General features: G+C 31.0%; 2 protein-coding genes. Both read left to right on the plus strand.

All coding sequences use genetic code 11. The features are described 5' to 3' along the window. The first annotated feature begins 24 nt into the window (after positions 1–24). On the plus strand, positions 25–15,915 hold the full coding sequence (locus BLV79_RS08550; RefSeq protein WP_074718098.1) for a non-ribosomal peptide synthetase: 15,891 nt from the start codon (positions 25–27) through the stop codon (positions 15,913–15,915). Between the two features lie 12 nt (positions 15,916–15,927). After that, on the plus strand, positions 15,928–23,214 hold the full coding sequence (locus tag BLV79_RS08555) for a non-ribosomal peptide synthetase (RefSeq protein ID WP_074718100.1): 7,287 nt from the start codon (positions 15,928–15,930) through the stop codon (positions 23,212–23,214). Positions 23,215–23,285 lie beyond the last annotated feature (71 nt).

A 23,285-nucleotide genomic window follows, 5' to 3' on the forward strand; every position in this document is an offset into this window, starting at 1 on the left:
TATAGAAAGAATGAGAGAATATTTATGTTTAAATTAACGGACACCCAAAGTGAATTGTACGAGTTAGAACAGTACAGTGGAAGCGGCGTAACATGGTTGACAGGAGATGTATTTTTGACTGGAAAAATCGACACTAAGATTGCGCTAGAGAGCATACAAGAGATTGTTATGCAGAATGAAATTTTTCATTTAAGAATTGTCACATCAAATGACAAGAACGAACCAGAATGGGAATATGTAGAGAATATTGATTTAGAAAAATGTACGGGAATTAGAGAGTTTGACGAGTCTATAGCGTGTATTGAAGCAAGAGATGAATCAAACTTTGAATCATATAATAAAGCATATCTCGAGTGGGTTAACAAAGAGATGGAAAATGTTCCACGAATGACAGAACAATTATTTAAGATTTGGATAGTTAGACGTGGTAATGAAATCGGAATGTTACTTATGATGAACCACATTATTTCAGATGGTTGGACAATGTCAAAGATTGCTGAGAAGTTTATTAAGTTATATAATGCCAAATTAAAAAATGATACGTATGACGTGACAACGAATTCTTATATTGAAATAATGAAAGAAGAACAAGAGTATCTTAAAACTAATAGATTTTTAAAAGATAAGCAATTCTGGGAAAATCAAATTGATAAGTGCAGTGAACTTACAGTACTTGCAAATCATAAGATGGATCAGATGAAATCTAGAAGAGTTCAATTAGATTTAAGCAAAGAACATTCAAAAAAAATCATAGAATTTTGTAAAAAAGAAAAAATATCTGAATATGTGTTATATCTTTCAGCTTTAGGAGAGGTATTCCACGAACAGACAAATTCAGATGATTTTTACATAGGAAGTACGCTGACAAATAGAACGGGAAGAAAGCGTAAAGATGCTTTAGGTTTATTAGCAAATACAGTACCTATTTATTTTTCATTTAAAGAAGAAAAACAAGATAAAAATGTAGATAACTATATTGGTAGTGTGAAAAATTTTGTGGGAGAAGTTTTTAGACACCAGAAGCATACATACAATCGTATTTTAAAAGAAAACAACATTGGAAAAATATTTGATGTTAGTTTGAATTATCAGGTAGCATCAATTCTTGATGATGTTTCATCGGATCTTACTTTTTACAACGTGCCATACCAGATAGAAAGTTTGGTAGTTCATATTTTTATGACAACTGATAAGCAGTATAAAATTATGTTTGATTATCAGGAAGAAGTTTTTGAAGATTGGGAAATCAAGGCGCTTCAGAAACATTTTATGACATTTATCGACAGAGTTGTTGATGATTGGGAGAATTTTAGAGAGAAAAATGCAAGAAAAGTAAACCTGATTACAAAAGCTGAAAAAGAATTAGTACTAGGAATATTTAATGATACAAAATGTGATATTAAAGGTTATACAATTAATGGAATGTTCGAAGAACAGGTAAAGAAATATCCTAAGAAAACAGCAATAATTTTTGGAAACGAAAAGATAACATATGAAGAATTAAATGCTAGAGCTAATTATGTCGCCAACAAATTAAATGAGAAAAAAATAGGGGTTGGAGATTTTGTTGCAATTAGTGCAAGTAAGAGCGTGGAAACGGTTGCAGCAATGCTTGGAACATTGAAATGTGGTGCAGCTTTTGTGCCAATTGATCCAGAATATCCACAGAAAAGAATTGATTACATTTTAAATGATTGTAAGCCAGAAATATTTATTGAAACTATAGGAGCTGAAACACTAGAAGTTGAAGCTACAGTGGCTGAAACATCGAAAATGAAAACTATGATAGATTTCTGCGCCAAATTACACCTTGGTGGCAAATTTAATGAAACTAACCAGTGTAACACGGAATTAGATTTCATAAGTCCTCATACAAAAGATGATGTTGCCTATATGATTTATACTTCTGGAACAACAGGAAGACCAAAGGGCGTTTTAGTTGAGCATAGCGGTGTTGAATCTCTTAGAATGTATTTCAATAAGTTCAGAGGAATCGGTGTAGATGATGTAGTTATGCAGTTTGCAAGTTTTTCATTTGATGCTGCTATTTCAGAGATTACTATGTCGATTTTGTCAGGTGCAACTATGTGCATTGTAACAGAACAAATTAGAAACGACATTGATTTACTGGAAAAATACTTAAGTGATAATCATGTGACAGCAGGAATTTTTCCACCTCAGTATTTGATGCAGTTAAAAAATGTTCCATTTAAGTTATTGATTACAGCAGGTTCAGAAACAAATAGAAAGATTATTGAAAAATTTGGTGCGGATAAAAATTGCATTTATAGTAATGATTATGGCCCAACAGAAGGAACAGTTTGTGCGACTGCGTGGAAATACGAAGGAGGCGAGATTCCAAGAAATATTCCAATTGGTAAACCGATTGCAAACAAACAGGTTTATGTTGTAAAAGAAAACAATCTATGTGGAATAGGTGTGCCAGGTGAATTATGTATTGCAGGTGAAGGACTTGCAAGAGGATATCATAATCAAGAAGAATTAACCAAAGAAAGATTTGTTGATAATCCTTTTGGAGAAGGTCGTTTATACAAAACAGGTGACAGAGCTCGTTGGAATGAAAAAGGTGAAATTGAATTTTTAGGACGAATTGATAACCAGGTAAAAATCAGAGGTTTTAGAATTGAAATTGCTGAGATTGAAGAGGTTATGCGTCAGATTGACAGTGTTAAAAGTGCAGCAGTTGTTGTAAAGAAAAATGAATCAACAACTGAAAAATATATTGATGCATATTATACAACTGATTCGGATGTTAGATATGAGGATGTAGTTTCTAATATGCATGAGAAACTTCCAAATTATATGATACCATCACACATTAATCAGGTTACTTCAATTCCATTAAATAGAAATGGAAAAGTAGATGTCAAGGAACTAGAAAAACATATTATAAAAAGAATTAAAAAAAATAGTGCTCCTGTAAATGCTAATGAAGAAATTGTTTTATCAGTTTTTAAAGAAGTAATTGGAAACGAAGAACTAGGAATGGAAGATAATTTCTTTGAAGAAGGCGGAGACTCAATTAAAGCAATCAGAATTGTTGCCAAGTTGAAAGAAAAAAATATTTTTATAACAGTTAAAAATATAATTCAATCAAGCACATTAAGAGAGATTTGTAAGAATATCGAAAGCGTTAAGGATGCAAATACAAAGTCTTTAGAAAAAGAAATAAAAATTGAAAAACGTGATAAGACTATAAAGTATTTACCACTGACTGATATTCAAAAAGAAATCTATATAGGTGCGAAATTAGATTCGCAAGGAATTGCTTATAACGTACCAATGATAGTAAAATTCAAAAAAGAATTAAATGAAGAAAGAGCAAATTCTGCTGTAAATGAATTATTAAGAACACATGCATCGCTAAGAACGGCATTTATAACTGTGGACGATGAATTAATGCAATGCTATAGAGATGTAGAAGAGTACGAGTTAAAAATTGACGAGTATGCAACAATAGAGGATGCTTTTAAAAAGTTCCTTAAACCATTTGATTTAGAAAATGATTTATTATTCAGAATGGAAATTGCAAAAGTAGATGACGCGGAATATTTGATGTTTGATTCGCATCATATTGTTGTTGATGGTATTTCCATGAATATTTTATTCGATGAGTTTATCAAACTATATAATCGTGAAAAACTTGAGAATACTACAATTGATTTTGATGATTATATTAAGTGGGAATCTGATGATGAATCAAAAACTGTCAAAGAAAAAGATTTGCAATATTGGGAAAAAGTTTTTGAAGATGGTGTGGAGAAAAATTTAATCCCAGCTGATTATGAAAGAAGTGGAGAAATCAGCAATGAAGGAAAAACTGTCTATAAAAGAATTGATGGAGAACTTTTTGAAAAAATAAATAGTTTTTGTAGTAAGAATAAAGTTACACCATTCGTTCTTTTAATGGGTGCTTATAGCGTATTAGTGTATAAGCTTACTTCAGCAAACGAATTAATCATAGGTGTTCCAACTTCTGGAAGATTTGTGGAAAGCACAAGTGATATGGTTGGTATGTTTGTATCAAGTTTACCATTCAAGGTAAATGTTGATTCGAAAGAAGATTTTGTAAGTCTTGTAAATGGTGTTGGTGATAATCTTTTTGAAATCTTACAGCATCAAAATTGTACATTAAATCAGATTGCAAGTCGTTTAGATTTAAAAGCTGAGAATGGACAAAATCCATTTTTTGCAACAATGTTTGGTGTAAATGATATTGAAAATGCTAAAAATCCTGATTTTGAACTCGTTGATTTTGAACAGAATCAGGCAAAATTTGATATAACATTTGATGCTAATAGAGTAGATGACAATTGGGAATTAGTTCTTAGATATAATAAAAAATTGTATAAGAATGAAAAGATGATTCAGTTTTTAGAAAGATATGTAAAAATCGTTGAACAGGTAATGGAAAATCCAAATATTAAGGTAAGCGATATTTCTATTCTTTTAGAAGCTGAAAAAAATAAATTGTTATTTGAGTATAATGACAACAAAATTGATTTTGAAAGAAAAGATTCAAATGTTGTTACACTTTTCCATGAACAGCTAGAAAAGAATCCAAATTCTGTTGCGGTTGCCTTTAAAGGAAACTATTTGACATATAGACAGTTGGATGATTATTCAAATATACTTGCAGATCAACTTGTTTCAAAAGGAATTGGCAGAGGAATAATTCTTCCTATTTTAACTGAACGTAGTATTGAAATGTTAGTAATGGAGTTGGCAATTATAAAGACAGGTGCAGCATTTTGTCCAATGGATCCAGCATGGCCTATAGAAAGAAAAAATCTTATCTGTAATAGATTAGATGCCAAATTTATTTTGACAGGACCTGGATGCTATAATGCTCTAATAAAAAATATGCAAGTTAAGTTAAGTGACATTAAAGAAACTATGCAAAAACACCTAGGTGAAAAAAATGATTCAACTTCAAGAAGAGTTTATGATGGGGCAGATATCAAAGGAACGGATACTTTTTATGTTATCTATACCTCAGGTTCAACTGGCGAACCAAAGGGTGTAGTTGTTCCATATAATGGAATCATAAATCGTTTAATGTGGATGAATCAGACACTTGGAATGAAGGCTTGCTCAAGTGTATTATTGACTACAAATTATGTGTATGACAGTTCAATCTGGCAATTTTACTGGCCTTTAATAAACGGAGGTAAATCAGTAATTCCAGGACCACAAGATATGTTAACAGCTGATTATCTTTTGGAAATTATTGAAAAGGAAAAGATAGGAATTGTTGACTTTGTACCTTCAGTTTTCAACACAATTGTTGAAGGTATGGAGAGCATGGAGGATAAAAGTCATGCATTAGATAGTTTAGTGTGGGTAATTCTTGGTGGTGAAGAAATCAAACCCAAAGCTGTAAATAGATTTTTGACTATTTTTCCACATATGAAATGCATAAACTTGTATGGTCCGACAGAAGCAAGTATTGGATGTATTTACAAAGCGCTTACAGGAAATAAAAATACAACAATTCCAATAGGAAAGCCAATCTCAAATGTTGATATATTGATTTTGGATAAAGATATGAATCCAGTTCCAGAGGGCATTTGCGGAGAAATTTATATTGGTGGAGTTTGTCTTGCGGATGGTTATAAAGGAGATAAAAAACGAACAGATTTGAGTTTTATTCCTAATCCATTTAAAGAGATAAAGAGTGATAGACTTTACAAGACAGGTGACCTTGCAAAGTGGGATGAAAATGGGGATATTTTCTATCTTGGACGAAGCGATTCTCAGGTGAAAATCAGAGGATTTAGAATTGAACTTCAAGAAATTGAAGCTAAGATTTTGCAATATCATAAAGTCAAAGAGTGTATAGTTTTAGCGGTTGAAAGAAGTAAAGATGATAAAGTTTTATGTGCATATATAGTTGGTGAAGCTAGCGAGGCAGAGATTAAAGACTTCCTTACAGCAGAACTTCCTGGATATATGGTTCCATCTTATTATATAAAAATTGATAAGATTCCAATCAGTGCATCAGGAAAAGCTAATAGAAAAATACTTCCAAAACCTGATTTTTCAGTAAAAAAAAATAAAGTGATTGCGCCACAAAACGAGATTGAAAGTAGAATTCTTAGTGCGTGGAAGAAAGTTTTAAAAGAAGAATCAATTAGTACAGATGATAATTATTTTGAAATTGGTGGAGATTCAATTAAGGCTCTACAGATAGTTTCAATTTTAAGACGTGACAATATAGAATTTACCATGCCAATGTTGTTTGCAAATCCTACTGTAATGCAACTTGCAAAGGTAGTTGATGTTAAGGATACTAAGCAAAATATTAAAGCAAATGCAAGTAATAATTTGAATAGTAGTCAAAATAGTGATTTTAATGGAAAGCTAAAGCTTTCGCCAATTCAAAAACGTTACTTTAAAAAATATGATGCAAATAAGCATTTTAATCAGGCTGTAATGCTTGAAAATAGAAAGCTTTGGGATAAAGAAATTCTTGAGACAGTGATACAGGCTGTTGCCAAAAAACATCCTATGTTAAGAGCGACATTTGAGTTAAAAGAAGACAATACAGTTGTGCAGACAATCTTGCCAAAAGAGGATTTTATAAGTGAAATCAATGTTGTGGATTTAGTAGGTACTAAGGATTTTAAAGCGCTAGATTTGAATAATGCTGTTAATGATGAGAATGTAATAGATCCAAAAATAATAGATGATCTTCAAAGAAGATTAAATCCATTTGAAAAAACATTCGAATGCAGTCTTATCGGAGTAGGAAAAGATGCAACAAAATACAGATATTTATTTGTAGCATTAAACCACTTAGTAATAGATGCTGTATCATTAAGAATTTTAATTAAAGAAATAATTAGCGTATATCAAATGATTGAGGAACGTGAAAACATCAGCAAAAAAAATGATGGAATGTCTGATGAGATTTCAAATCTTCTTGGAGTTGAGCATAAGAGTTATAAAGACTTTGTTATGTCATTAAATGATGCAAAAGATAAATATCATTTTACAAAATATAATGATTATTGGAATCAAGTAGATGCAAAAAAAGCAAAATTAGATTCTAAGAGTACATTAAAAAGCAAGATGACAGATTATTATTTTGAAAATCAAAAAAATGTATCATTTACATTAGACAGTGATATAACAGATTCTATTTTAACAAAAGCAAATAAAGCTTATGACACTAAAGCGGAAGACTTGATATTAACAGCGTTTGTTAAAGCTCTTAAAGAAACGAAAGTTGATGATTCGGCTGATATTGTTGTTGATATGGAAGCTATGGGACGTAATGTAACAGGAAATGAAGCAGATTTTGCAGAGACAGTTGGCTGGTTTACAGCTATTTATCCTGTAAGCATAAATAGTAATTTCCACAATCTAAATCAGCAGCTTGTAGAGGTTAAAGAACAACTAAGAGCAGTTCCGGATAAAGGAGTTGGTTACCAACTATTGTCGTATGATGTTGAATGTAAGAACACTAAAAACTGTGAAATATCAAATGAAACTTTATATCAGGATGCTAGATATTGCTTTAACTATCTTGGAGATTTGACTCTTACAGAGAATGACAAGGATATCAGACTTTGTGAAATATCAAATGCAAGTATGATTCATCCTAAAAATAAGGTTCCATATGCGATGAGTTTTACGGCATTTGTTAAAGATAATAGATTAACAGTTTCTGTCGATTACGATAAAAACACATATGAAGAGATAAAAATAGATGAGTTTAAGAATAAAGTTGAAGCAGTTTTAGAAGAACTTAGTGTTAAACTTGTCGAGCAAAAAAATAATATAAAAACACCATCTGATTTTTGTAGATTAAAAGGCAATAGATTTGGCATGAATCAGTTGCAAAAGATCTATGAAATAGCAGGAAAAGATATTGAAAAAATCTATCCATTGTCCCCAACTCAGGAAGGTATGCTTTTCCATTCTATTAAAGATAATGGAAAGGGCGCATATTTCGAGCAAAACTATTTGACGATAAAGGGTGACATAAGTTTTGAAAATCTAAAAGAGGCATATAAAAAAGTAATTGAAAATAATGATATTTTTAGAACTGTATTTTTATATGACAATTTAGAATCAACTTATCAGGTTGTAAAATCTGCACAAGCAATGGATTATATTTTTGAAAAAGAAGATATAAGTAAAGAGCCTAAAGAAAATCAAAATCATATAATTGCATCATATTGCAAAGAGGACAAGCAAAGAGGTTTTGATCTTCAAAGAGGACCTTTAATGAGAGTTAAGGCATTTAAAACAACTGAAAATGTATGGAAACTTGTGTGGAGTGATCACCATATATTAATGGATGGTATGTGTCTTGCAATGTTACTTGATAAGTTTACAGCTTATTACAATGCTTTATGTGAAGGCGCAGAAATAATTGATGATAAAGTTTTTCAGTATGAAGATTATATTGTATGGCTTGAAGATCAGGATATTTCTAAAGCTAAAGAGTATTGGAAAAATGAAGTAATTGATTTTGAAAAAACAAAAGAATTATATAAAGGCGGAGCTAAAGATGATACAACTCAAAATGAATATAAGCAACACTTAGAAAAGGATGTTGTAAATAAATTACAAAGAATTGCTTCTAAAAATGGTGTTACATTAAATGCTTTAATGCAGGCAGCATGGGCAATTACACTTATGAGATATAAAGATACCAAAGACGTAATTTATGGTTCAGTTGTATCAGGTCGTTCAGTACCTATTGCTGATGTTGACAAAATGATTGGTTTATTTATTAGTACATTACCAATTAGAATTAAAGCAGCTAAAGATGCAGTATTTGTTGATGTAGCAAAACAAATGATGGAAAAATGTGCAAATGCTGAGATTAATAGTTATTGCCCATTATCAGAGATTCAGAAGTTTACAGAGTACGGAAGTACATTATTTGATCATATTTTTGTATTCGAAAACTTTGATTTCTTAAATGCAAATAATTCGGATCCAAAATCTGCTAAGGCAGATCAAAATGCTAATAGAGAAGTTTCAGATTTGAATAAAGATTTGAGTAATAAAAATGGATTTGAAATTATAGAAACAGCAGCTAATGAGTCTACAAATTACGATTTAACAGTTGTTGTAGTACCAAGAGAAGAAATGCGAATTAGTTTCATGTATAAAAAATCTATTTTTACAGATGATTTCATGAAACAGCTTATGCGTCATTATATAAATGTAATTAATCAAGTTGTAGAGAATGAAGAGATTTCAATTGATGAAATTGAAGTGCTTGATAAGTCTGATTATGAAAAAATTAATTGCAAAGAGGCATTTGAAATTGGTTTCCCAGATGAGTCAATTGTGGAAATGTTTAATAAACAAGTGTCAAAATATCCTGAGCGAATTGCAATTCAATATGAAAATGAAAAATATACTTACAGAGAAGTAGATGAATTTTCTAATAAAATTGCAAATACCTTGCTTGAAAAAGGCATACAACAAGAAGATATTATTGGAATTTTAATGCCAAAAAGTGCAGTTGCAATTATGGTAGCCATTGGTATTTTAAAAGCAGGCGGAGCGTATATGCCTATAGATCCAAGTTATCCTAAAGAGCGAATTGATTATATGATTAGTGATAGTAATGCAAAATTCGTTTTGATAGATAAAGATAATTTTGGAGTAGAAGATACAATCGACATCCAAAAAGATTTATCAGATAATATCGGTGCAGTTAATGTTGAAGTAACAGCAGATAATCTTGCTTATATTATTTACACATCAGGAACAACAGGAAAATCAAAAGGAACAATGATCACTCATAGAAATGTTGTAAGATTATTTGTGAATGATAAATGTTTATATGATTTTAATGAAAAAGATGTTTGGGTTATGTTCCACTCATTTAGTTTTGATTTCTCTGTATGGGAGATGTATGGAGCCTTATTATTTGGTGGAAAACTAATAATCATTACAAAAGATTTTGCAAGAGATACTTATAAATTTGTAAGACTATTAGAAAGTGAAAAAGTTACTGTATTAAACCAGACACCATCAGCATTTAATGCGCTTTCACTTCAACTTGAGATGGAACCTTCGGTTGAACTTAAAGTCAGATATTTGATTTTTGGTGGAGAAAAATTACATCCAGCAGTACTTAAATATTTTCACGAAAGATTTAGTTCTTGTAAGATTGTCAATATGTATGGAATTACAGAAACTACGGTCCACGTTACATATAAAGAGATAACAGATTACGAGATTAAAGAAAACGTTAGTGATATTGGTGTTCCTATTCCAACACTTGGACTTACACTTGTAGATTCTAGACTAAGACCAGTACCTATGGGTATGCAAGGCGAAATTGTAGTCTGGGGTCATGGAGTTTGTAGAGGTTATTTAAACAGACCAAAGCTTACAGCTGAGAGATTTGTAGAGAGTAAGAATAATATTTTTAACCCTTACGATAAGGAGAAAAAAGAAGATTCATTAAGAATATATCGAAGCGGTGATGCAGGTAGATACATTGAAAATGGGCTTGAATATCTAGGGCGTATTGACCAGCAGGTTAAGATTAGAGGTCATAGAATTGAGCTTGGAGAAATCAAAAATTGTATTTTAAAACACAGTAAAATTGAAGATGGCGTAGTAATTGTACATTCAGATTTAGATGATAATAAGTCTATTGTAGCTTACTATCAGTTGAAAAATGGATTAAATCTTGAGGCGCATGAACTCAGAGAATTTGTAGAAGAACAACTTCCGGCCTATATGATGCCTGCTCATTTTATTGAAATAGATAAGATTCCATTAAACATTAATGGAAAAGTAGATAAGAAGAGTCTTCCAAAACCAGATATGGTTGCTCATAATAACACATTTGAAAAACCAGAAACTGATTTTGAAAAATATATTGCAGGTATTTGGGAAGAAGTACTTAATTTTGCACCAATAGGATTAAATGATAATTATTTTGAAGTAGGAGGAGATTCAATCAAAGTAATTAAAATTTTATCAAGAGTACATGCAGATGGATATCATTTTGAAGTTGGAGATTTATTTGCACATCCAACAATCAAAGAATTCAAAAACTACGTAAGTCGCAATGAAAATGTGTATTCGCAGGATGAGATTTTTGGAAAAGTAAAACTTACTGCTATACAAGAAAAGATTGCAATGGATGATAAGGCAAAGACGAACCAGTACAATCAAATGATTTTACTAAAATCAGAAAATAGATTAGATGTTGTGGCATTGCAGAAATCACTAAAAGAATTAGTAAGTCATCATGATGCTTTAAGAAGTGTTTATGTTGAGAGTGTGGATGCGAATAATGTAAGTGCAGGTAAAACGGATAATATTACATATGAAGAAGATATAAGAAGTTATGACAAGTACTTAGAAATCAGAAAAGTAAGTGATATTTCCAATATTGATTTTGTAAATGTAGTAGATATAACAACGCAAGAAACAATTTCAGATTCGTCAGGAGAAAAAGGAACAGACATTGTTAGAATCGAAGAAATCTGCGCTAAAGAGCAAGAAAAAATCAATTTAGGAAGTGACAAATTATACAGCGTGACTCTGATTAAGACAAAAGAGAATGATTATATTTTCTTTGTTATTCATCATATGGTCGTAGATGTTGTATCTTGGAACGTAATTTTAGAAGATTTTGTAAATCTTTATAAAGCATCAATTGAAGGTAAAGCTATTAAGCTTCAAGATAAAACAATGTCAACAAAAGAATATAGTGAGTTCCTATATTCGAATGAATTAAAAGAAGAAGTTAAGCAATGCTATGAAGTTATCTGGAAAGAAATTGCGTCTTCTAGAAATTCAGCACAAGAAAAACAAATCTGGAATACAACAGATTATGGAAGTTTTAAAGATACTAAGGAAATTGAATTTGATATTAATGGAAATATTTTTGATGAACTTAGAATGAAATCATTAGAAATCACTTCTGCAAACGTAGAAGAAACACTAGTTGCAGTTACAGCTAAAGCAGTTGCTAAAGTAAGCAACAAAAAGCAGATAGCTTTTGCAATGGAAAGCAGTGGACGTTTTGCAAAAGACAAAGATATTGAAGTATCAAGAACTGTTGGATGGTTTACTTCAATCTATCCTATGAATGTAAGTGTAAAAGCAAATCCTCTTGAACAAATATGTTTAGTAAAAGAGAGTAGAAGAAAAATAAAAGATATTGAATACACTTATAATTTAGTAGCTAAAGAAAACACAGATATTTTTGTTAGACCACAGATAAGCTTTAACTATCTAGGAAGAATAGATGAAGTAAAAGGTGAATTTGATATTGTAAATATTTCAAATAAATCAGCAATAGGAAATGAAATTAGTCGTGACTATGCAGTTGATATTAGTTGTAAGGTAGTTGGAAAAGAAAACGATATGCGTTTGCATTATACAATTGCCTATAGTGATGGTATTGTGGATGAATCATGGGCACAGGAAGTGAAGGCACAGATCGAAGAAACAATTAAAGCTTGCACTAATGCATTTGAAGAATCACTTTCACTAGGTCAGACTAGAATGATAACTCCATCAGATTTTGCAATTGATTTAAGTATGGATGAGTTAGAATACCTAAATGCCATTTATGGAAATAAAGCAATTGATTATGTGAAGATGACTCCAATGCAAAAAGGTATGTTGTATCATGTGGTTTCAAATCCAAACGATGATGCATATTACGAGAACTTTGGCATGAAAATAAGTGGTGATTTTTCACTGGAAAAAATAAGAACAGCATTTGTTTTAGTTGGAGAAAAATATCCTACACTAAGAACAGCATTTGTAAATGAAAATATTAGTGAGCCTGTACAAGTGATTTTAAATAAAGCTAATTTAGACATTGATATTGTTGATGCAAGAGAGAAGTCTGTAGCAGAAATAGAATCAATGAAATACGATTTTGACAAAAAAGCATTTGTTCCTGAAAAGGGAATCCTTTCAAGAGTAATGTTGATACAGCTAGAAAAAGATTCCTATGAAATTGCTTGGAAATTCCATCATTTGATTTTAGATGGATGGTCAATGTCACAGATTTTAGAAGAAATCTTTAAGACATATATCAAGCTTTTAGAGCAAGAAGAATTAGATAATATTGGCTTAAATGAATTAAGTACAGATGTTTATAGATACATTGGAAAACAAAATCGCTATTATGCTAAAGAATTCTGGAAGAATTATTTAGCAGGAAGAAACTTAAATACAAAGATTGCTTTTGAAAAATTAAGAATAGAAGAGTCAAGCAATAATAAAAATGAAACAAACGAAAATAGAGAGTTTGATTTCTATGTTGACAAAGAAACTACTAAAGAGCTAGTAAAGGTAGCAGGTAAGAATGTAACACTAGCATCAATTGTAATTTCAGCCTGGGGCTTATTGCTTCAGATGACAACAGTTGAAGAAGAAGCAGTATTTGGTAATGTTGTATCCGGAAGAAGTATGCAATTAGAAGGCGTAAATTCTGCTGTAGGTATGTTTATAAATACTATTCCTGTGTGTACTTCATTACAAGAAAATGAAACATTTGTTGATTCAGCTAAGAGATTACAGGGTGATTTGGTAAATGCAGAAAGATATTCATATTATCCATTATATGAAATTCAATCAGATATTAACAAAGGAAATCCTATCATTAGTCATACAGTTGCTTTTGAAAACTATCCGGTTAATGAAGTTTTAAAAGAAGGCTTATCAAGTGGAAACAACAATGGATTTAAAGTAGAAGACGTTGCCTTAAAAGAACATACAAATTATGGAATAGGTGCAGTCTTTACACCAGGCGAAAGATTAAAACTTAATTTAACATATAAAGCTAGCGTTCTAAGAGACGAAGATTGTAAAAAACTTGGAGATGCATTCTGCTATTTAATTAAGCAGATAGCATATAATCCAGAGATAAAAATTCAGGACATCAAGTTACTAGATGAAAAGAGCGAGCTTGAATTAGTGAAGGATTATCAGGTAAACCAGGATACGATTTCACTTATGGATCAGTTTAAAAATGTTGTAAACAAATATCCAGACAGTGTAGCTGTAAAAGATGAAGTTTATGCTTTTACATATAAAGAACTTGATGAGATTACAAATGCCCTTGCGTATAACTGCGTAAAAGAAGGCATCCAAACAAAAGATGTAGTAGCACTTATGTGTAAACCAAGTGTTTCTCAAGCTTTGGGAATTATTGGTATTATGAAATCAGGTGCAATTTATCTACCAGTAGATACTTCGTTGCCAACAGAAAGAATCAAATATATGTTAAAAGATTCTAACGCAAAACGTATTGTAACAGATGCATCGTTAGTTGATATGGTAAGTGAATTTGATTTGCCAATTACAATAATTGATTCTAAAGAAAGAAAAGATAGCCTAGGTAACGTACCTGATAGTGGTACTTTAATTTCTAGAACAGATTTGGCTGATGATAAGGAAGATAGATTAGATAAAGATGGATTGAATGAGGGCGCATATATTATTTATACTTCAGGAACTACAGGAAAACCAAAGGGTGTTTTAGTTTCTAAGAAAAATATAGCAGGTGCAATTGCATGGAGAAGCAAAGAGTATAAGTTAGATACAACGGATTCAATTTTACAGTTGTTCTCATATGCATTCGACGGATTCATGACAAGCTTTTTTACACCAATTGTTTCTGGCGCAAAAGTAGTATTCATCGAGAACGTGCTTGATGTTAATAAGATAGGTAAAATTATTGAAACTGAAAAAATCACACACTTTATTTCAGTGCCAATGTTATGCCAGACAATTTTTGAAAACATGACAACAGAACAATTAAAGAGCCTTAGAATCATTACAACAGCAGGTGATAGATTAGGTGAAAAAACATATCAAATCATCAAAGAAAAAAATGCAGATGTTGAGATAGTAAATGAGTATGGACCAACAGAATGTACAGTTGTATCTACTATTAAGAGAAATGTTACCTTAGAGGATATTGTAAATAGTAATATCGGTAAAGCCTTAGATATTGGGTACACATACATAGTTGATAAATATATGCATATGCTTCCTGCTGGATTAGAAGGTGAAATTGTAGTCGGAGGTGCAGGTGTATCGAAGGGATATTTAAATGCACCAGAACTTACAAATAAATCATTTGTAGAAGATAAGTGGAGAAATAATGGACTCATTTATCGTACAGGTGATAAAGGAAAATTACTAGAAAATGGCGACATTAGTATTCTAGGAAGAATGGATAAACAGGTTAAGTTACGAGGTTATAGAATCGAGACTCAAGAGATTGAAACACAGATTGAGAATATGTCATTAGTTGATAATGCAGCAGTTACAGTAAAAGAAGATAAACTTGTAGCTTACTATGTTGGAACAGAAATCGAAGAAAATATCAGAGATTTCTTAAGTAAAAGACTTCCAAAATACATGGTACCAAATGTATTTATAAAACTAGATAAGTTACCACAGACTAGAATTGGAAAAATAGATTATAAACAATTGCCTGATTTAGTGCATGAGAATAAAGAAGTGGTAATGCCTCAGACAGCTGAAGAAAAAACAATATGGAATATTTGGCAGAATGTTCTTGGAACTTCAGAATTTGGCATAACTGATAATTTCTTTGATATAGGTGGTAATTCTATAAGATTAATGAGTGTTTACGGACAGTTAAATAAATTATATCCAGATGAATTTACAGTTGCATCATTGTTCTCATTAACAACTGTAAAAGATATTAGTGAAAAAATCAGTTCAGACAAAAGCTCAACTAATAATATAGAAGTCGAATTTGATTTAGATAGTCCGTCTGAAAAAGAAAGATTTGAAGTTAAATTTTCAGAAGATGGTTATTCAGATGATGAATTAACAGAAGAAGACATCTTAAGTGCACTAGATTCAGATGATATAGAACTTGATGATTTACTCAGTAAATTGTAATTAAGGAGTATTATGAAACAATTAGCAAAGTATTTACTAGAGTCAGCTAAAGCCGGAAAAATCGATAAAGCGGTAGCAGCTAAAGTAGTTATGGCTCTTAGTAAAAATGAAAAGAAAAATAGTACAAATGAGTATGCAATTGTTGGTATGAATGGTGAATTTGCTCTAGGTGAAAACCTAGAGCAGTACCATAGCATATTAAAAAATGGTGTAGATTGTGTACGAGATTTTCCAGAAGAAAGAAAAGAATACGCTAAGAAGTATTTAGATTTTGTAGGAGCAAATTCGGATATTGAATTTGTAAAAGGGGGGTTCCTAGAAAATATTGCAGATTTTGATTACGAGTTTTTCGGAATATCACCGGCAGAGGCAAAATTAATGGATCCAAACCAACGTAGATTTTTACAGACTGCGTGGAACTGTTTAGAAGATGCTGGATATGGTGCATCACAGTTAAATGGAAAAAATGTTGGAGTTTTTGTTGGATATGATAACTCGTCAATTAATGAATACAAAAAGTTAGTAACGGATGTTAATCCAGAGGCAGCAGCTCTTTCTGTTGCAGGAAATATAATTCCGGTTATTGCAAGTAGAATTTCTTATATTTGTGATTACCATGGCCCTTCATCAATTTTTGATACAGCCTGTTCATCGTCAGGTGTTGCTTTATATTTTGCGTGTCTTGCGATTGAAAGTGGGGAATGTGATTCAGCAATCGTAGGTAGTTCAAGAATCTGTATGGTTCCAGCAGCTTTTAATACAAAAGTTGGAGTAGAAGCAGGAGATTGGAAAGCAAAAGCATTCGATGATTCAGCAGATGGAACAGGAGTCGGAGAAGGTGTTGGTGCAATCTATATCAAGAAATTAAAAGATGCAATAAGAGATAAAGATGACATTTATTGTGTTATCAAATCAGTTGCAATAAATTGTGATGGAGATTCAAATGGAATAACAGCACCAAACCCAGATGCACAGGCAGTTCTTATTTCACATAATATCAAAAAAGCAAACATAGAAGCTGATTCAATTTCGTATTTTGAGGCGCACGGAACAGGCACTAAATTAGGAGATCCAATTGAGATAGAAGGAATTACAAAAGCAATTGGTTCTAAAACAAAAAAGCAACAGTTTTGTGCGATAGGTTCAAGTAAGACAAATATAGGACATTTAGATCATGCATCGACAATGGCATCCATAATAAAGTCTGCTTTATCTTTAAAAAATAAGGAATTGTATCCAAGTCTTCATTTTAAAATGCCAAATAGACTTATTGATTTTTCATCAACGCCAGTGTATTTAAATACAGAATATAAACATTGGGAGATTGAAGAAGGCAAAAAAAGAAGACTAGCTATAAATGCATTTGGATTAAGTGGAACAAATGTAAATATTATTCTAGAAGAATATAATGAAAAAAATAAAACTATTCCAAATGATATAATCACTAAAAAAGAAATAGAAGATAATCAATTTTTACCAATTACGATTTCAGCTAAAAGTGAGGAATCATTTAAAGCTAGAATTAGTAATATGATTTATTATCTTGAAGAAAGCAATAATTCTCTTGCAGATATTTGTTACACGTTATTTAAAAACGAAGGAAAATATAAATACAAGTTTATTACTTTTGCGTCAAACAAAGATGAAGCCATTAAATCGTTAGCTGAATATGAAGAACAATTATTTATTCAAGATGAAGATTATTCCGATGAGAGGCAATTAAAAAGATGCTTAGACAATTTAAAAAAAGCATCCAAAGAACATATAAAATATGTGCAAAACTTCTTTGACAACAAAGAACTAGAATATGATTTTCCTGAGGATTGCCATAGAGTACACATTCCGGTATATCCTTTTAAAAAGAATAAATGTCTTGTTGAGATACCTGATGTTTATATGCAAGAAGAATCAATTGCTACGAGTAGAACAAGTGCAAACAGCACATATGAAAATGCTACGAAAAAAAGTACAATAAATAAAATAAATAAATTTAAACATTGTCCGATTCGTGGTAAAATGGTAAATTGTGATGAAAATCTTGCGCAAACGATGGCAAATATTTGGTGCTATGTGCTAGGTACACAGGAAGTTGAATTGAATGATAACTTTTATACACTAGGTGGTGATTCTATTTTTGCAATGAAATTTGTTGCAGAAATTAAGGAAAACCTTGGTGTTAATATATCGGTTAAAGATGCATTTATAAATCAAACTTTCGAAGAAATTACTAGATTTGTAAATGAGGCTTACAAACAGTTAGAAGTATCAAAAGAAGGTAATGAGAATACAGATATATCGAGTGCAGATATAGATGAAACAGATAATAAGAGTTTTGTTTTAAAAAGTTATGGTGCTCCTAAACAATATGAGATGACAAATTCGCAGAAGGGAATTTTTGTTACTCAGATGGTTAATCCAAACTCAACAGCCTACAATATGTTCAATGCAATTAAAGTCGTTGGAAAATTCGATCAAGCTAAATTTTTACAATGTGTAAATGAAATAATTGCTAAGCAAGATTCGATAAGAACAAATTACGTATCAGTTGATGGTCATTTTATGGCAGTTGTTAAGGATACTAATGAAGTTTGTGTTAAGGCTAGTCATTATGAGGTACCGGATTTAGAAAAAGAAAACATAAAAAAATGTGCAAAATCGTTTATACGTCCATTCAATTTACAAAATGATTTGCTAATTAGAATCGGATTTGTAAATGTAAAATCATATGAAAACATTAATGAAAATGAGACTGTTATTTTGTTTGACATTCATCATATAGCTTGTGATGGAATGTCGACAGGAGTGCTTATTAAGCAGGTTTATGAGAAATACTTTAAAGTGCAGGAGTTGGATGTCGTCTCAGGTAATGAAACAACATCAGACAACAAATTCGAAATTACATACAGCGATTATGCATGCTCTGTTAATGATTACGAGTTAACCATGGAATATAAGGAAAAAGAAGATGAGTTGGTAGAGAAACTATCAGGTGCTGAAATGTTGAAAATACCTACAGATTTTCCTAGAAATAATGAAGAAGAATTTGTAAACTCAGGAAATAAAATTAGTTTCGATTTAAGCAAAGCAGAATCAGAACAAATTAAAACCTTTGTAAAGAATAAAAAGATAACAGCATTCCAATTCTTTATTGCAATGTTTGAAATACTTTTATCTAAGTATAGTGGACAAAAAGATATAGTAGTTGGAGTTCCGACTGCAGGAAGAAATGATGTTAGACTTGAATCGTTAGTAGGTTTATTTATAAATACACTTGCTATCAGAAATGAAGTCGATGACACCAAATCGTGTGAAGATTATTTGAAAGATGTAGCGGCTACAGTACTTGATACATATGATAAACAATGTGTAAGTTTTTCAAGGATAGTTGAACGTCTTGAACTAAAACAAGATGAAAATTTAGGTCATAATCCATTATTTGATGTGATGTTTTCAATGCAAAACTTTAATCATGAACTTTTATCTATAGGTGAAACGCATTTTTCAAATGCGGATGTTATAAATGAAGTTTCTAAATTAGATATTACAATGAATGTTAGTGAACATGATAATGTATTTAATGTAGAAATAGAATACTCTACAAGGTTGTTTATGGAAGAAACAATCCAAAGAATGTTAGATAATTATCATGGAATAGTTGTACAATGTTTGAATGAACCAGATAAAAAGATACAGGATTTAGAACTTTCACAAAAAGAATTAGAGCTTTTAGCAAAAGTTGAAAATAATACAGTTGCATTTGATAAAAAGAAAACGCTCAAAACTATTCTAGAGAATTCATCTGAGAAATTAGCTGATAAAACAGCTTTGGTTTATGAAAACAATAAAATCACATATAGAAGTTTAAATAACAAAGCAAATTATCTTGCAAAATTATTGATGGAACAGCATGGTATAAAGCCAAAAGATAGAGTCGCAATTTTATGCGAACGTTCAATAGAGATGGTTATTGCGATGCTTGCATGTGTTAAGGCGGGAGTGACTTATCTACCTCTTGATCCAGATTATCCAGAGGATAGACTTTGTTATATTTTAGAAGATAGTCAGACAAAATGTGTTATCAGATATAACACTAAAAAAGTTTGGGAAAATGATAAAAAACTAGATAATATCAAAGATATCGTTTTATCGGATATCGCTTTATTAGAAATCTCTAATTTTGACACTACATTTGAAGCAAATATTCCAATGTATATGATTTATACATCAGGTTCTACGGGATTGCCAAAGGGAGTAACAATTACACAGGCGAATGTTTGCAACTTTATATTAGGAATGAATGAATCTATTGGTTTTAATAAGGAAGAAAAAATTATTAGTGTAACAACAATAGGATTTGACATTTTTGTATTAGAAAGCTTTATGGCTCTCTCAAATGGAATGGAAATCGAGATTGCAAGTGTAGAATGTATAAACGATATGGATAAACTTTGCCAGAAAATAATAGAAGGTAATATTGATATAATTCAGACTACCCCTTCACGAATCAGGGTAATGATGATTTCTGATTATTTTGATACAGCAGCATGTTGTTTGAAGAAAGTTTTAGTTGGTGGCGAGCCATTCCCTAAAGACTTTTTAAGATTACTAGGTAAAACTTCGGCCAAAATATTTAATGTTTATGGACCAACTGAAACTACAGTATGGTCAACAGTTGGAGAACTTACAGATAGTAGTTACGTTCATGTTGGCAAACCAATCGCAAACACAAGATGTTTTGTTTTAAATGATAAAAAAGACAAAGTACCATATGGTTGTGTGGGTGAACTTGCAATTGGTGGCTATGGTGTATCGAATGGTTATTATAACAGAGAAAAATTAAATAAGGAAAAGTTTGTTGATTTAGTAGTCAATGAATTATCAAGTATAAATTCAACAGATGCGACAAATGAAAAAACATCACATGAGAAAGAAAGATTTTTCTTAACCGGAGATTTAGCATTTTGGAATAATGAAGGCAATCTAATAATCGTTGGAAGAAATGATCGAATGGTTAAATTAAATGGTTATAGAATTGAACTTGATGAAATCCAAAATGTAATTGGAAGAATAGAGTGTGTCAAAGAAGCTTCTGTTTTCGTCAAAGGAGAAGATTATTTGGTTGCATGTGTTAGTCCAAAAGGCTCTAATCCGATTGATGAAAAAGATTTATATCAACAGATAAAAAATCAATTACCAAGATATATGATTCCAAATAATATATTGGTGTTAAAAGAACTTCCTCATACGCCAAACGGTAAATTAGATAATAAAAAACTTAAAGTTATGGCAGAATCAGGAGAATTATTTGATTTAGCAAGTCAACTAAAATCTTCAAACACAGGAGATATGCTAGATGAATCAAATAAGATTTTATCAATCTGGCAGAAAGTTTTAAAATTACCTAATCTTACGATTGAAGATGATGTTTTTGAAAATGGCGCAAACTCACTTAAAGTAATAGAATTTATTGCTTACCTGAAAAAAACAGGTATAGATATAGTGATAAACGATGTGTTTTCAAATCCAACAGTTGAGGCATTAGATGCTTATATAAAAACTAAGAAAAATACTAACCTTCTTAAAGATGCAGATAAGATAGAAAGCCTAGTGTTAAGTGAGTTAGGTATAAAAGTTAAGATATTATGTAAGACTGTTGAAGATCAAAAATTTGTATTTTATGGAGTTGAATCGTTAGAGGATTTTGAGAAAAATCATAAAAAGGATTTATTAAAACTTCTGTCTAAAGAAGTTGCACCTTCGCACTATGTAACTCATTTTATAGAGTTAGAACAGATTTCGAAACTTAATAGTAAGACGTTAGAAATCGAAGATGTGTTAAAGAAAAGAAATCTGACCCATGATGCAACGGTGATTGATAAACTTTTGATGCAATGCAAGATTTTTGAAGAAGAAATACTTGCAATGGATTTTGAAAAAGAATATCGTATGGCTGCAATACAACATTATTTCCTAGATAGCGAAAGATATTCAGGCACAATGATTACTTTTTACAATCTACTTGATATTGACGTATTTAATGAAACAATTACAAGATTTGTAAATGAACAGGAATTGTTTAGAGCTAATGTTGTAAAACACGGAAACAAGTTATTCTGGAGAGTTCATGAGAACATTAAAAATGTAAAAATACCATTTGCAGACCTATCTGCGTTTTCAAGGGAAAGTCAGTTTGAAATTGTAAATGATATTTGTAAGAACATTTACTTTAAAGAATATGAACAAATTAGAAATATCTATGATTCGAGCATCAAAGAAGCTGTATTCGAAGGCCTTTTATATAGAATGCTGTTGATAAAGATTTCGGAAAGCGAGTTTTATTTGATTTTACCTGTAAACCATGCAATTTTTGATGCTATGAGTGGTGAAATCGTAAAAAGAAGAATCCTAGATATTTATAACGAAGTTGAAAAAATTGAATCGGCAGAAGATGAATCTGTAAATAATGAACAAAGTTTAAATGCAAAAAATAAAATATCAAGCATCAACTCAATTAATTCGTATCAAAAGTTCGTGGATCAAACAAGGTTAGGACCGGTAGATATAACAGAAAATGGGTTAGAAAAATTGTTTGAAGTTGATAGATATGATAAAGCAGTTTGTGAGTTAGAAAAATCAATTTCTAAATATAAAAAAGACAATATAACTTACATTCGTTTAGAAATGCAAGACGTAGGCAATCATAATCAAAACGATAATAATGCATGGAGTAGTGCATTTGAAGTTTTACGTATTGTGGCAAAGGATTTCCTACAAATCAATGATATGCCATTTATGATTTATTACTACGGAAGAAAGTATGCAAATGAAGAATACTTTGATACAGTTGGTGAGTTTATAGATATGATTCCTATGACAGCTTCTGTTAATGAAAGATCTTCTCAGATTCAAATCAAAACGCAAGAAGTAATTGAAAACAGCGAGCGTTATAATGTTAATTTTTCAACTTTGGCATTACATACTGGAAAATCGCCTTTGGAAAATTTAGAAGAGAAGATAGAAAAAATAAACAATAAAACATCGATTGTATTTAACTTCCAGGGTAAATTAGAAAAATCAGAAATGGGTGTGTTTGAAAAATTCTTGTACAATCGATTGATGCAAGAACTTAATGAAGAAGAAGCGCACAATATTCATGTGATGACAAGATATAGTAATGACAAAATTCAAATGGATATCAATTTACCATTCGAGGTTAACGATGACAGTATTCAAAAGCTTTTAGCAGAAAAATGTTTGGCTCTTACAAAATATGAGCAGAAGATTTTAAATAAAAGTTAGTGGTAGAGACATATAACATAAAACTTAAAAGACAACGGGTATAGTCATTAAGATAATGGCTATACCCTAAA

The sequence above is a fragment of the Lachnobacterium bovis DSM 14045 genome, assembly GCF_900107245.1.
In the GTDB taxonomy this organism is placed as follows: domain Bacteria; phylum Bacillota; class Clostridia; order Lachnospirales; family Lachnospiraceae; genus Roseburia; species Roseburia bovis.

Coding starts and splice junctions, on each gene's coding strand:
- BLV79_RS08555 (WP_074718100.1), top strand. CDS start 15,928: ATGAAACAATTAGCAAAGTATTTACTAGAGTCAGCTAAAGCCGGAAAA.
- BLV79_RS08550 (WP_074718098.1), top strand. CDS start 25: ATGTTTAAATTAACGGACACCCAAAGTGAATTGTACGAGTTAGAACAG.